The 438-nt window shown below is 53.4% G+C and carries 1 protein-coding gene; it reads left to right on the top strand.

Annotated elements, in window-relative coordinates; genetic code table 11:
• Positions 1 to 438 (top strand): hypothetical protein (locus tag AC2A06_RS18870; RefSeq protein WP_484381300.1); only part of this gene is annotated, 438 nt, incomplete at both ends.

The raw sequence follows: 438 nt of genomic DNA on the forward strand, positions 1-438 counted from the left end.
ATACTGACGGCGGAAAGTGACACAGCTGCCACCAATACCACCGCAACGGGCATTGTCGGTACCGGCTATAACGACACCTTCTTTGCTTCAGCGGGTGACGATACCTACAACGGGAGTGGTGGCTGGAACCAGATTGTCAGTGGTAAGGCAGTCTGGAGTGCCACGGCAGGGATGGATATCGTTGATTACAGCGGTTCAGCAAGCGCTATCACCGCTGTACTCTGGGAGGGTACGGGTAAGAATGGCTCGGCAACAGGCCAAGGCTCTGATAAGTTGATCAGTATCGAAGGCTTGATTGGCTCTAGCCAGGGCGATACCTTTACCGATAGCTCGGCTAACAACCTGTTTGAAGGCCGCGGCGGCAACGATGCGTTCTACCTGATTAACGGTGGTAACGATACGTTGATGTATAAGGTCTTGGCAGGGATGGAAACTGAC

The organism is Serratia sp. HNCC26DJ244 (assembly GCF_057180565.1).